Genomic DNA, 13,137 nt, shown 5'->3' with positions numbered 1-13,137 from the left:
GGTTTATAAACAAAAATTTCACCTGGAGAAACACTTTTAAAGGCCATCTACTAATATAAAGCCACTCAACAAGGTTGCTGTAGACCCACACGTCCTTTTGTTGATATCCTATTTAGGGAGTTAATGATTCGTGGGGGTACAGGATGGATAATCAAAAATATAATGATCTTAAATTAGGCGAGCGAGGGGCAATCATCAGTATTTTTGCTTATATTGTTCTATCAATCATAAAATTAATCATTGGATATTTCAGTAATTCAGCAGCTTTGAAAGCAGATGGTCTTAACAATATGACCGATATTATTGCATCTATTGCAGTACTTATAGGATTGAAAATTGCCCAAAAGCCACCTGATATAAACCATAGATATGGTCACTGGAAAAGTGAAACAATTGCATCAATGATAGCTTCATTTATTATGTTTGCTGTTGGAATCCAAGTATTGTCCGATGCTGTTGGATCGATCTTTCGAGGGAGAAGTGAGTCACCTGATATTATAGCTGCTTATGTAGGCATTTTTGCTTCAATATGCATGTATTTTGTATATCGGTACAATAAAAGCTTGGCTCTTAAAATTAAAAGTAAAGCTGTCATGGCAGCTGCAAAAGACAATATTTCCGATGCATGGGTAAGTATAGGAACAGCAGTAGGTATCTTTGGTTCTCAATTAAATATGCCTTGGTTAGATACTTTAACAGCATTAATAGTTGGACTATTAATTTGTAAAACTGCTTGGGACATTTTTAAAGAAGCTTCACATGAACTTTCAGATGGATTCGATGAGGAAAAAATCGAATTATATCAGAATGTAATATTAAAAGTGGATGGGGTAAAAGGTATAAAAGAAATTAAAGGTAGAAGCTATGGAAATAATGAAGTGATAGATGTTGTGATTTTCGTAGATTATACACTAAATATAAGAGAGGCACATGATGTAGCAACTGCTATTGAAAAAGTAATGATAAAAGAAATAGGGGTATATAATGTTCATGTGCATGTAGAGCCCAATAGTTTATTAAATAAAGTCAATTGAAAATTTTTAAACTCAATTTCGATGAAATTTCAGTAAGTAAAAATTTGTTTTTACTTCACATAATTTTTACAAAATCGGATCCTAATTACTCAATGATTTTTTGATTCCTGCACTTTTAGAGTATCGTATAAACGGTCAATCATTAGTAAAAAAATGAATTGTTAAATTAAAAAGACTAACACATTATAAAATGGTTTTAGTCTTTTTAGAAGACGGAAAGTTCTTGTAAATGCCTCGATACAATATTAAACTTCTACTAGTTCAGTGATAAATTACTAATATTTAACCACTAGGACTGGTTCTACCACTATATTTGTGGGAGTGAGGACGGGCTCCATTAACTGTAGTTACTCCATGAAAATTATGATAATGACCACCACCAGTAATTGGAATAGCAGGCCCAGTCACTCCACGTATTTCATGTTTATGTCCATCATCTAATGAAGTAATAGTAAAGTATTTGTGGGTATGTGGAACTCCTGTGGGTGCTGGCTCTGTCGTACCAGCATATCTATGTTCATGCCCAACATTAAATGAGTAACACCTGAAAAATTATGTTTATGAAGTGGTCTTCCATCCCATGTCGTTAGATATAAAATATGAGAATGATCATTATTAGAATCAGGTGAATGTACCATAAAACCAGTTACAGGTATTTCCTTCATAAGTTTCTTTTCACCCTTTCCGCTTATTTGTAAATTAAGAGAAATTCTCAACAAAGAATATGCCCATTTTCAAATGTTAGAACTCCAAGTTTAAATATAAGTGAATAAAATTTTCCATTAATGTATAAGTGCACGATAAATTTCGTAAACCTATAATTCGTTAATCTAATAAAGGTGATGATCAGCCCTAGGAATATGTTTCGATTATGTTTGATATTGGTGTATTAAAAGATGAAAGATGCTGCTTATATTTTTGAAATGTTGATCAAACGATTATATATATCTGATAATTTTATAAAATCCTGAAGATATAACATGATACTTTCAAACAAGCGTTGCGATTCTAAATTAGAATCGCTTTTTATATTCAAGTGGGTGAATTTAATTGCGGAGAATTTATTAATCTAAAAAATTTCAAATCTAAATATACTTTTTTAAAAGTAATACGTATAAGTAATAAAAAACTTTTAGTTGCATTTGGACTAGATTCTAGTACTAATCGAAAGTAAGTACATGGTTACGAAATAAGTTGTTTATTAAAAACATTAGGCTTAGTAACTGGTATTTTAAAAGCGACAAAAATTGGAGGGGCTTATTCCGATTATCACATTCTATAAAATTTACAATATTCAGCGAAAGTACAAACAATTCTACTTATGTTTCATAAAATTGAAGTAATTACAAAGAAATGGCGAGGACACATATGCATTTTTTTGAATCAGAAATTTCGAAAAACATTATCTGATTATGGTGCATATAAGGATTATTTTGGTCCCTTTTAGGAAGTGTACGGATTTCAATGATATATGATCAGCAGATAACTGGTCTTGTGTTAAAGGATTCAATCAAAAGACTAAAAAAACAGATTCATCTAAAGATGAGAATCGAATTTAGAGATTATTAATACTCATTATTGAATTCGGATACTCATAAAAATGGTAGTTTTCAGAACTTCTAAGTCTTTTAGAAAAACTATTGATAAAGAAGGATGATGGGAAATATGCCGATTACAAATGATAAGGGTAGTTCTTTTTTATCGAGTAAGGAAATTGGATCTATTAATGCATGGATATCCGAAATGAAGAAATATCCTCTCCTTATTCCGACTAAAAAAAGAAAACTAGCTCAACGTACACTTGAACTTCCATATAAGCTTATTGGCAATGGTTTAAATCGAATAGTTTATGATCTTGATAACGGATACGTCTTGAAAATTGCATTTTCCGAAATAGGCTTGATAAGTAACGGTCAAGAATTTAGTCTGTATCATTCTGCACATCCGGATATTAAGCAATACCTCTGTCCAGTAAAAGAAAAAGGACAGGGGTGGATTGTTATGAAAAAGATGGAGCGTAAGGCACCTATTAATTTGGAAAATCTTCAGAAGCTGAGTACTCTAACAATGAAGTTTTTATTACGAGGGATTATACCAGTCGATTTAAGATTAGCAAATATAGCATTATCACATGATAATGAAATGGTTGTTATTGATTATGGGCTTTTTATAAAAGCATTACATGGAAAGACAGACCAATCTAATGATGATGTCCCTAGTGCAAAGTGAATGAAAGTTTATATTTGCAGTCTAATTTTATGGAGGTAGTAAAATTTGATCGATGAAAATGAAAAAATATATATGGATAGTAAAAGATGATAAAAGAAAAACAATCAAATGAACAAAAAATCATAAGAACTGAAATCAAGAATATTAGAACGTATGATCTTTTAGAAAATATTAGTAGGGATCCTCGATGGGTTAGTTAGTATATTGAATGAGAAATCATTGAAATTCTAAACAGTTAGATTAAAAAAAGAAGGTGAATAATCTTGAGGAAGAAACTAGTAACTACTAGTTCACAAGGTTTAATGGAAAATGCATACCCCTATCGCTTGTATCAAAAGGCAAAAAAATTTGGAGTTTGGAATCCTCAAAATATTAATTTCTCACAGGATAAGGAAGACTGGAAACTACTTTCTGTTAATCAAAAAGATTGGATTCTGAAGCTGCTCGCACAATTTCAGGGAGGAGAAGAGGCGGTAACATTAGACTTACTTCCTTTGCTAAGGGTGATTGCGAATGAGGGTAGATTGGAAGAGGAGATGTTTCTTACTACATTTTTATGCGATGAAGCTAAACATACTGAATTCTTTCGAATTGTATTAAATGCTATTGGTGAAAAAGATGATCTTTCACACTTGCATTCCGAATCGTATCGTAAACTATTTTATGAAATTCTTCCAGAGACAATGGAACGCCTTTGGTATGAGCAAACCCCAGAGGTAATAGCTGACGCAGCTACCGTGTACAATATGTTTGCTGAAGGAGTTTTAGCTGAAACGGGGTATAAAACATTTTATGATGGACTTCAAAAAATCGGTAAAATGCCAGGACTTCTAGAGGGAATTGATCACTTAAAGCGGGATGAATCAAGGCATATTGCATACGGTACCTTTCTTCTTCAGCGTTTGATTTGTGAACATCCTCATTTATATGCCAGGATCATTAAGAAACTTGAGGAATTGGCACCTATCGCAATTTCTTTAAATGCAGAGGGCGTAATTGGGCAAAGCGAGAAATCAAATGAATACAGTTCTGAAATGAATAAATACTCTGAAAGACAACTTAAGGCAAGAATGGAGATTCTAGCACGGGCAAGGGGAAAGACGATCAATGAAATTTATCAATCAGTTCAAGAAAATCTATAAATGAAATTCTAAAAAATACAGAATAACTTAGAAAAATAATACCCTCATTTCTATAGCTGAGATAAAAAATAACCCATCTATCAAACAAATAAAAAATGTTAAGTGGTAACATATAAAATTAAATGAATTTTTTATTCGGATAGTAAAAAATTAGATCAAAAATGTGTTTCTATCTCATTATCAAACTAATGGCGTTAATCAAAGCAGGATTAATGCTCTTTTTTGTTGAAGTATCTTGTTGTGCAAATCAAGCGGAGCTTATTACAACAAAAAGCAATTGTTAAACCTGAGAGGTGTGAGAAATGGCTACTATAGGATTAATAAGACATGGTATTACTGATTGGAATGAATTAGGTAAAGCACAAGGAGTATCAGATCTTTCCTTAAACGATTTAGGAAGGAGCCAGGCTAAAAGACTTGGCCAACGGCATTCGCAAGATGAAGATTGGGACATGCTTATTACGAGTAACTTATTAAGAGCTGTTGAAACCGCAAGAATCATTGGAAATATTATCAATCGACCTATTAGTTCGATCGATAATAGAATTCGAGAAATAAATTGTGGAATGATTGAAGGAACAACTGATGAAGAAAGAATAAATAAGTGGGGAAGGAATTGGTGTAACTTAGAACTTGGCATAGAAAATTTTGAGAATGTAGCCACTAGGGGGCTTGATTTTTTAGAAGATATTGAACGCTTATATAAGAACAAAAGAGTATTAGCTGTTAGCCACGGTGCCTTAATTGGTCTTACTTTACAACGTCTATTACCAGAGGAATTTCAAACAACATATATTGAAAATACTTCATTAACAATTATTCGGAAAAATGAAGATCGTTGGCGGTGTCAATTATATAATTGTACTATTCATTTAAAATGACCTATCTACATTGAATGACATGGGTTTTCTTCAAAACGGATTCCATACATAAGGTCATAAAACGTAAAATGACTAACAGGTAAAATACACAATTGAATTTTTTATGATGAACAATTATTTAAATTTAATAAACATGATGCGTTGCGAAGAATTTTTTAACAACCTAAAGAAGCTATCTCTTTCTAAAGATAGCTATTGTCAACTATATAAGTACTAATTAATATATTGGTCAATCTCTCAAAATGTTCTTTAAAGTATATCTGACAAGCAGTTCTTATTAATCATTTGATACCTCATATTATGAATCTTTCATCAGAGATTTCCTGTCAATTGCTTCTGGTTGTTTTTCTAACCATTTGTGCTTAACCATAATATTGTAGGATCGTGCACCAGCTTCCATCGCATGTGCGAATACTCTACTATAGTTTAAAAGTAAATCAGATCTGAAGCTGGAGCCTAATGAAGCTCCATAATAAGTAAGAGCTGCATGCACTAAAAATCCTGCGTGATACATTATCAATTTGTCAGAAAAGGGACTGACCGTAGATTCAGTAATCTCAGTCTCCCATTTTTCAGGAATTGGTAAGTTATCTTTTAGTAATATAGAATCAAAACTCTCTACATCCGTTTTTGCTAATTTCACATTTTTTAACATAAAATTTCGAACTTCTTCACACTCAGCTACCTGACTAAACGCCAAGCTTATTGACTGAACAAATCCAGTTTTCGTTGAATTAAAGAAAAGGGTACTAATTTCGGAACTATTTAATGGTCTTTTATCTCCCACTAAATTTGAAACGAAACCCGGTGATTCTATAAACTTCTCTCCACGAACTGGTGGGACGGAAGGAACACTTTTGAATTTTGGATGTTTTTTTGCTACTTCATCTATCTTCTGAAATAATTCTTTTGATGATTCTGCACATTCGAAAAAATAATTTTGTATATCTTGTCTTTCCGAGTTAGTAATAGCTAGACTGTAAGCGGTTAATCCATGAATGGTCATGATATAGGAGTAAAAAAGTAAAAATTGGTCAGAAAACAGACGGGGGGCATTTACATTCACATCATTTTCTGTAAAGCCTATAGGGACTTGATAATTAGCGCTATGTAAGAACTCTGGAATTTTTGAGATATGGCTCTCGGATAATTGTAAAGCAAATTCTAAAATAGGTTTAATTTCGTTGTTTTCAACAATGTTAAGAAAATACTTATAAACACAAATTGCCATACTATCGCCCATATATTGAAGCCAAAGTCCTGACAGTTCTGCGGCAGTTAAAGTGTTTGATTTTGTTTTCTTGAAAATTCCCAAAAGAATACCTCCAATTTTCCTCAATTTCCATTTAGTGATTATTTTATGGTATTGCTAGAGAAGTATACAGGTATTTGAGAGAAATTTATATTTTGTACAGCACAAATAGATACAAGCAGAAAAAAATCGGTATGAGGGGGAAATGTTCAAATAAAGTAGTAAAGTTTAGAAATTTTAGGTTAAAAAGTAATCATATTTTTGCTAAACTTTTAAATGAATTTAGTCTTTTTTTGTGGGAGAGAGAAACGATGACACAGTCAATAATTTTTGATATGGATGGAACACTATTTCAGACGGATAAGATTTTAGAATTATCACTTGAAGATACGTTTAATCATTTACGTGCTCAAAATAAATGGGAGAAAGAGACTCCTATTGATAAATACCGAGAAATAATGGGTGTCCCTTTAACGAAAGTATGGGAAACTTTATTACCAGATCATTCAATCAGTGATAGAGAACAAACGGATTCATACTTTCTTGAAAGATTAATAGATAATATAAAAAGTGGCAAGGGTGCCTTATATCCTAATGTAAAGAAAATTTTTAGTTATTTAAAAGAAAATAATTGTATGATATATATTGCAAGTAACGGATTAATAGCGTACTTAAATGCAATCGTTAGTTATTATCAGTTGGATAATTGGGTGACAGAAACATTTAGTATCCAACAAATTGAATCATTGAATAAATCAAATCTTGTTCAAAATATTATTGAAAAGTATGGCATTACTACTGGAGCAGTAGTAGGAGATCGTTTATCTGATATAAATGCAGCTAAGGAAAATAGACTAGTTTCAATAGGATGTAATTTTGATTTTGCTAAGGAAGAGGAACTTTCTCAGGCGGATATCGTTATTGATGATCTAATGGAGTTAAAGAAATTTTATTAATTTATAATAAATAAAACAAAAAAAGAGGCATTTATTAATAAGAAATGCCTTTTTCTTATTCGATTACATTGGCACACTAGAGGATACGAATAACCCTCAACTAGGACGTTTATCCCAAGGCTCAATATTTCCTACTATATGTAATTTCTTATTTTTGCTAATTGATTCAATAACGCCTTCAGAAATTTCTTGATCTGTTAACCATCTTGAATGGTTATTTTCTATAATAAAACCTAATTGAACTTGATGATAGGAACAATTATCTGATATAGGAACATTTTTTTGAATTTCTTTTAAATTCGAGCTACTCCCTAAAACATGAAATAAATTCCATTCATCGCTATCATTTGAAACCTCTTTACAAATAATTTCTAAGGCATTTTCTGCATAAGAATGTATCCAAGCAATAACTGTATCAATTTTTCCATTCTTTAGAACGGTAGATATGATTTCTTTTCTTAACCACTCATCATTATTATAATCTACACTAATTGCTGTAATCCTATTTCTATATGGTACTTTATCTACAAGCTTATTCAAGCGATGAAGATTTCGTGCAATCACTGATACGTGATAACCTTGGTTATTTAACCAGAGTGATACATCTGCAAGCATTCCTGAACCACCAACTACTAATACGTGTTTCATTAATATTACTCCTTTATAGAATGATAATACATAGAAACATATACTTTTTAATTATACTAACAAAGTAGGAAGCGGAATGTAATTAATATCTAAAAGTTCATTGAAGTTTAGGAGAAGGGGGTGAATGATATATATTTTTATTAGTATTGCTGGTTGCAAATTGTTTACTAAGGAAATAAAACTCAGTTTATGTTTTTCTACTTGAGAAAGTTATCAGCTTTTAGCCTAATTTCTTTTAGCATAACATCATTTTCGCTCAAGGTTTCTCTAATTTTTTGTACTAAAATAAGTGAACCTGGATCTGTAATTTGTTTGGCAACTCTTTCAAGTAATATTTTTGTATCAACAGAAAACCGTTCTGCAAAACTATGACACATTACCATATTCATTCGTAGGAATTCCCTATATTCATCATTAGAAAATGCTCTTCTTATGCAGCCTCTGACACCTGCATATCCATAGGAGACCTCCGAAGCAGCTCTGTAGAATAAAATCATTCCATCTGCATGACTAGTTTTAGGATCTACGCGAAGTTCTGTTATTAATGACATTAATCTTCTTACCATTGGTTTCGCTTTCTCCATTGTGTTCCACCAATCTAATAAAGCTGTCCTTTCTTCGTTCGTCATTACCAAAGGCTGATTATGCAATTTATACCCTCCTTAAAGTCTAGGAATTGCTTGAATATCCTGAATACGAGAATGGATTTCTTCCCATTTATCTCCTAATAGTTTTTTACTTAAATAAATAGCTTCAAAGATTGCTACACCGATTTGTTTATTTAAATATCGACTAATATTTATTAAATAATTGAATTCAGGAGCTACTCCATATATAGCTAATTCAAAATTGGGACTTAATTGCTTTTCACTTATTTTTAAAGTGTCAAGCTCAAAAACAAGCATCTCAAATGCAAGTGGAATTTTCTCGCCATTCTGAATTCGTTTTATCGTGCCTTGAACTGCATCAAATCCATACCCGATATCTGCTACAGATGCATGATAAGGATTAAGTCCAGGATTGGTTCGTAAAGATGGGATCGATCGAAAACCTGTCGTTATAGAACACACCACTTCTTTTGCAGCCATACCCTTTTCAATTATGGTATATATTGCTGCAAGATACTGTTCACTTTTCTTTTCCTTAAGTAAATTTGTCATGTCATCGTCTCCTAACTGATCCGTTTTTATCACTTAAGAGCTAGTAAATATGTTTTTGTTCATTAATCAAAAAATTAAGCTTTTTAAGAGGATATCAATTGGAATAAATTGTTAATACTCTAAAAGGATGGCAATAACCTGAATATTAAATGTTATTATGACATACAAAAATTTATAAATTGTCCACAAATTAATGCAGATTAACTATTTTACAGATATTCTTTTATTCATTCTTAGCATTTCATCTCTTCAAATGATGTAATTGGTCGACATAATAGGGAGATGTTAAGTTTAAGAAATATAAAAAGTTGAAACCTTTTACTGAAAAATTCGTAACTTAAAGAGGTAGTGTATAGAAGATAATTTTTTATGAACTGTAAAAATGGTTGTCAGTTAATAAGGGGGAATTCGAGTGAAACAGAGAATAAAGTTTCTCTTCTTTTTAACATTGGTAGTAATTTTGTTAATTGGCTGTAGTGCTAATAAAGATCAAGAAGGCATCTTTCAATTTAAAGATTCGTATGTTGGTGATAACAGTGCAGTTGGTAACATTGTAAAACAGTTACAAAGTGGCGAAAGTTTAAAAGGAATTGAACTTAAAACTAAAGAAAAACCATATGGAATGATTTTAAATTATAATTGGATAGAATCAGAACAAATATACAAAGAAACAGTAATAAATAATGCTACATATATCTTTGCATTGGTTCATAATGTTGAATGGATCAGATTTCATTTTAATGACAAAGAATATAAAATCACAAAAGAGGAAATCCAAACCTGGTACGGAAAAAATTTAAATGAAGTTAAAAATGAAGATGATTTAAGGAAACTTATACAAAAATATTTGAAAGAAGAGCAAAAGGTAAATCAGTTAATCCAATAAGGAAGGTTCGTAAAGTCGATAGGGAGAGACATATGATGAAAGTTAATGCAAAGAAGTTTTGTAATAAAAATTTATCTTTTACCATAAGGTTAGCGGTAGAGAATGATGCTAAAGACCTTTCAGAGATCCGACTACAAATTGATGGTGAAACGGAAAATTTAGATAGAGAACCAGGTGAATCCTACATAGACGAAAGCGGTTTTAAACAATTAATTTTCGAAGATACAGAACAGGATCATAATCTATTTTTAGTTTGTGAAGCAAATGGAAAGATTGTAGGATTTTCGAGATGTGAAGGGAATACATTAAGAAGAAAGTCGCATATCGTTGAGTTTGGTGTCTGTGTATTACAAAAATATTGGGGATACGGGATAGGTACTCATTTATTAATAAAAACCCTTGAATGGGCTGACTCTATTGATATCAAAAAAATCACTCTAAAAGTTCTAGAAACTAATGATCATGCGATTAAACTTTATGAAAAATATGGCTTTGAGCAAGAAGGCATTTTAAAAAAGGATAAGCTATTATCTGATGGGAATTATTACAATACGATCTTAATGGCACGGTTTAAAGGCTGAAAAAAATAATAATATGTAACATTATTTAAATGGAAATTTTAGTTTATAGTAAAGGGAAAGACATTGTAAATTAATATATTGGTAGAGGTGAAATTAAATTGCAGCCAATACATATTAATGAAATTCCAAATGAAATAATGGAAGATCTCCATGAAATTTATAGTATAAGGTTTCCACGACAAGGATATACCTCCGATATAGGATTAATAGAAAGTACCCGAGGACTATATGCATTAAAAAGGACAAAAGGAGAATTATTTTGTTCTTGGTTAAAGAGGGAAATAACAGTTCTAAACTGTCTGACGCGGGAAACAAATCTACCAGTTCCAAAAGTAAAGAAATTTGTTCAACAAAAAAATCCGAAAGAATCCTGGGCTTTAATTGAGTATATTGAAGGAGAAACTTTAAGGACTGCTTTAACTAATGAGAAAAATAGGGGGAAACATGAAGAAATAATTTATAATTTCGGGAGTATCTTGTCTCAAATCCATTTAACGTCGTGCCCTAATGATCTAAAATTTCAACAAACATGGCTTGAAGAAATGTTACTTCAAGCTGAATATAATTTGCAGAATGAAAAAGTGGATGGAACGAAATTATTATTAGAAAAAATTAAATATAATAAACCGAATGTCTATAAACAGACGCTCATACATGGAGATTTTACAATTGATAATGTTTTAGTATCGAATGGAGTAATTACGGGAGTAATTGATTGGAGTGGAGGGGGTTATGGTGACCCTAGGTATGATGTATCATTAGCCATTCGTCCAAAACCCCATGCCTTTGAAAAAGAAGTAGATAGACTCATATTTTTTGAAGGATATGGAGAAAAAATCATTGATGATCATTTATATGATTATTTTGTGAATGGACTAAATGAATTCTTCTAGTTAAGAATATTTCCCAGTTTAAATACCCTATGAATAAAGCATCGAATCCGTATATTCGATGCTTTGTTTTATCAATTATACTGTAATGTAAAGGAGGTAAGCTGTAATTTTCTATTAACTATAATATCAGTTTGCAGTGTACTTAATTAAGCATAAGAATGCAAACCAGAAATGATTAAATTAACAAAAACTTGATTAAAGATAATAATACCGAATCCGATAATGGCCATCCATGCCGTTCGTTCTCCTTCCCATCCCTTTCCAATTCTTAAGTGTAATAATACAGAATAAAATAGAAAAGTAATGAGTGCCCAAACTTCCTTCGGATCCCAACCCCAAAAACGACTCCATGCCAATTGTGCCCAGATCATAGCAAATACTAATCCTCCTAAAGCAAATAAAGGAAAACCAATAACCACAGATCTGTACGTAATCTCATCCATCAAATTAGCATTTACCTTCTTTGATACTGGCTTTATTAAAGAAATGACATTACATCTACAAATTAGACGAATGACTAGATAGATAAGTGTGCCTGTTAAAAACGACCAAATGATCGTATTTAATTTTTGAGCATCTATCAGTAATGGAGTCTCAATCACACTATTTTTCTGGGATATATGATTTTTACTATCGCGTGATTCGACAATTACTGAGTTCTTTGGAACAGTTAGAGCTGGCAATGTATATTCATATATTTCTATTTGATCTTGTTTATTTGTGAACTTAATGTACTGCTTATAATTCGTGAATTGAAAGGCAGTAGTAATTGTAATAAATCCTATAACTACTATTATGAAATACATAATTAATTCTAAGAAAAATGATTTTTTACTCTTTTCCTTAGGATTAATGGTTTTTAATAAATAGATTAACCCAGTAACAAAGGATATCGACAGGACTGCACTAGAAAAGGCGACAGTAATCACATGTATGGTTAACCATTCACTTTGCAAGGCTGGAATAAGAGGTGAAATTTCTTTAGAAAAAGCGTTTGCATAACCAAGAATAATTAATGAAATGGGAAGAATGAAAAGTCCCATCACACTTTGACGATAAATATAGTACAAAATAAAAAAACTACCAACTAGCATAATTCCAAAGAAAGTCATAAATTCATAAAGATTACTAACCGGAGCATGCCCAGAAACATACCATCTACTAATAAAATAAATAAGTTGCAGTATAAATCCTAATAGAGTTAGTAAAAGAGCAACTCTAGAAAATATACTCCGTTTTGATTTCACTGATAAACCCCAAGGTAAAATAGCAATTAAATAAATAAGAAAAGAGAGATATAATGATGTACTGCTCAGCTCAATTAATGATTGCGTAGACATTGAAACACTCCTAAACTTCTTTTAGTTACACGGATATATCATCATCTTGTTAAATTTTTTTGTTAAACTATATCCAATCAATTACATTTTACCTGTTATGTGCCAAAAATGGAGAATAATATTCGAAAATTATGT

General features: G+C 31.4%; 13 protein-coding genes and 1 pseudogene. 8 read left to right on the top strand and 6 right to left on the bottom strand.

The features are described 5' to 3' along the window. The first annotated feature begins 143 nt into the window (after positions 1-143). On the top strand, positions 144-1,034 hold the full coding sequence (locus I5818_RS14120; protein WP_078111366.1) for a cation diffusion facilitator family transporter: 891 nt from the start codon (positions 144-146) through the stop codon (positions 1,032-1,034). A 282-nt stretch (positions 1,035-1,316) separates the two neighbouring features. Here the strand turns inward: I5818_RS14120 and I5818_RS14115 are convergent. After that, a pseudogene (locus I5818_RS14115) lies at positions 1,317-1,699 on the bottom strand (YmaF family protein). Between the two features lie 1,000 nt (positions 1,700-2,699). On the opposite strand from I5818_RS14115, the gene I5818_RS14110 reads away from it, so the two are divergent. The 3 genes from I5818_RS14110 to I5818_RS14100 all read left to right on the top strand — a co-directional run bounded on the left by I5818_RS14110 (position 2,700) and on the right by I5818_RS14100 (position 5,286). Next, on the top strand, positions 2,700-3,263 hold the full coding sequence (locus I5818_RS14110) for a hypothetical protein (RefSeq protein ID WP_071975761.1): 564 nt from the start codon (positions 2,700-2,702) through the stop codon (positions 3,261-3,263). A 263-nt stretch (positions 3,264-3,526) separates the two neighbouring features. Further along, entirely contained in the window at positions 3,527-4,405 is an 879-nt protein-coding gene (locus I5818_RS14105; RefSeq protein WP_078111192.1) for a R2-like ligand-binding oxidase, read from the top strand. Between the two features lie 302 nt (positions 4,406-4,707). Beyond that, positions 4,708-5,286: a histidine phosphatase family protein gene (locus I5818_RS14100; protein WP_071975762.1), complete on the top strand. Its 579-nt coding sequence runs from the start codon at positions 4,708-4,710 to the stop codon at positions 5,284-5,286. Positions 5,287-5,584: 298 nt separating this feature from the next. Here I5818_RS14100 and I5818_RS14095 read toward each other — a convergent pair whose 3' ends face one another. Then, positions 5,585-6,601 (bottom strand): DUF3231 family protein, encoded by a 1,017-nt coding sequence (locus tag I5818_RS14095; RefSeq protein ID WP_071975763.1) that lies wholly within the window; start codon positions 6,599-6,601, stop codon positions 5,585-5,587. A 248-nt stretch (positions 6,602-6,849) separates the two neighbouring features. On the opposite strand from I5818_RS14095, the gene I5818_RS14090 reads away from it, so the two are divergent. Continuing rightward, positions 6,850-7,494, top strand: coding sequence for an HAD hydrolase-like protein (locus I5818_RS14090; protein WP_209391764.1), 645 nt, complete (start codon positions 6,850-6,852; stop codon positions 7,492-7,494). 96 nt (positions 7,495-7,590) lie between these two features. On the opposite strand, the gene I5818_RS14085 is transcribed toward I5818_RS14090, so the two are convergent. From I5818_RS14085 to I5818_RS14075, 3 genes are all read right to left on the bottom strand, one after another. Further along, a complete protein-coding gene (locus I5818_RS14085; RefSeq protein ID WP_071975765.1) occupies positions 7,591-8,142 on the bottom strand; it encodes a short-chain dehydrogenase in 552 nt (183 codons plus the stop codon). A 197-nt stretch (positions 8,143-8,339) separates the two neighbouring features. After that, complete coding sequence (locus tag I5818_RS14080) at positions 8,340-8,792, bottom strand: hypothetical protein (RefSeq protein ID WP_235849870.1); 453 nt, start codon at positions 8,790-8,792, stop codon at positions 8,340-8,342. A gap of 12 nt (positions 8,793-8,804) precedes the next feature. Next, positions 8,805-9,302: a hypothetical protein gene (locus I5818_RS14075; RefSeq protein WP_078111475.1), complete on the bottom strand. Its 498-nt coding sequence runs from the start codon at positions 9,300-9,302 to the stop codon at positions 8,805-8,807. Between the two features lie 412 nt (positions 9,303-9,714). On the opposite strand from I5818_RS14075, the gene I5818_RS14070 reads away from it, so the two are divergent. The 3 genes from I5818_RS14070 (at position 9,715) to I5818_RS14060 (ending at position 11,662) form a co-directional block, all read left to right on the top strand. Beyond that, positions 9,715-10,188, top strand: coding sequence for a DUF4825 domain-containing protein (locus tag I5818_RS14070; protein ID WP_058005897.1), 474 nt, complete (start codon positions 9,715-9,717; stop codon positions 10,186-10,188). Between the two features lie 35 nt (positions 10,189-10,223). Then, entirely contained in the window at positions 10,224-10,769 is a 546-nt protein-coding gene (locus I5818_RS14065) for a GNAT family N-acetyltransferase (protein ID WP_078111474.1), read from the top strand. A gap of 98 nt (positions 10,770-10,867) precedes the next feature. Then, the gene (locus I5818_RS14060; protein ID WP_058005899.1) at positions 10,868-11,662 is read left to right on the top strand and encodes an aminoglycoside phosphotransferase family protein; all 795 of its coding nucleotides are present in this window, start codon (positions 10,868-10,870) and stop codon (positions 11,660-11,662) included. A gap of 146 nt (positions 11,663-11,808) precedes the next feature. Here I5818_RS14060 and ccsB read toward each other — a convergent pair whose 3' ends face one another. After that, positions 11,809-13,002 carry a c-type cytochrome biogenesis protein CcsB gene (gene ccsB / locus I5818_RS14055; RefSeq protein WP_078111473.1) on the bottom strand — a complete coding sequence of 398 codons (1,194 nt, stop codon included), beginning with the start codon at positions 13,000-13,002 and terminating at the stop codon, positions 11,809-11,811. Positions 13,003-13,137 lie beyond the last annotated feature (135 nt).

Source organism: Heyndrickxia oleronia (assembly GCF_017809215.1).
Taxonomy (GTDB): Bacteria; Bacillota; Bacilli; order Bacillales; family Bacillaceae_C; genus Heyndrickxia; species Heyndrickxia oleronia.
The sequence above is the reverse complement of the archived record's forward strand: the minus strand, read 5'-3'. Positions and strand labels throughout refer to the sequence as shown.